The sequence below is a fragment of the Streptomyces sp. BE20 genome (assembly GCF_036322525.1).
Lineage (GTDB): Bacteria > Actinomycetota > Actinomycetes > Streptomycetales > Streptomycetaceae > Kitasatospora.
In genome coordinates this window covers 1-322 of record NZ_JAQYWW010001114.1, presented here as the reverse complement: position 1 = coordinate 322, position 322 = coordinate 1, and the positions used below count along the sequence as shown (strand labels likewise).

Below are 322 nucleotides of genomic sequence, written 5' to 3'. Positions count from 1 at the left end.
GCCGGACGCGGCCACGCTGGTCGCGGCGCGCGGCAGGTTGATGCAGGCCCTTCCGGCGGGTGGGGCGATGCTCGCGGTGGGTGCTTCCGAGGCGGACGTCCTCGCCGCGTTCCCGGACGTGGACGTCGCGGTGGTGAACGGTCCTGGGGCCGTGGTGGTCGCGGGGCTGGCAGCCGAGATTGACGCCGTCGCGGAGGCGGCGGGCGGGCGGGGTTGGAAGTCCAGCCGTCTGCGGACCAGTCACGCGTTCCACTCCCGGTTGATGGAGCCGATGTTGGAGGACTTCCGCGCCGTGGTGCGTGGGTTGTCCTTCGCCGAGCCT

At 73.0% G+C, this 322-nt stretch carries 1 protein-coding gene; it reads left to right on the top strand.

Annotated features, from left to right (window positions below):
- On the top strand, positions 1-322 hold a 322-nt coding region (locus PUR61_RS45595), incomplete at both ends, for an acyltransferase domain-containing protein (RefSeq protein WP_329883373.1).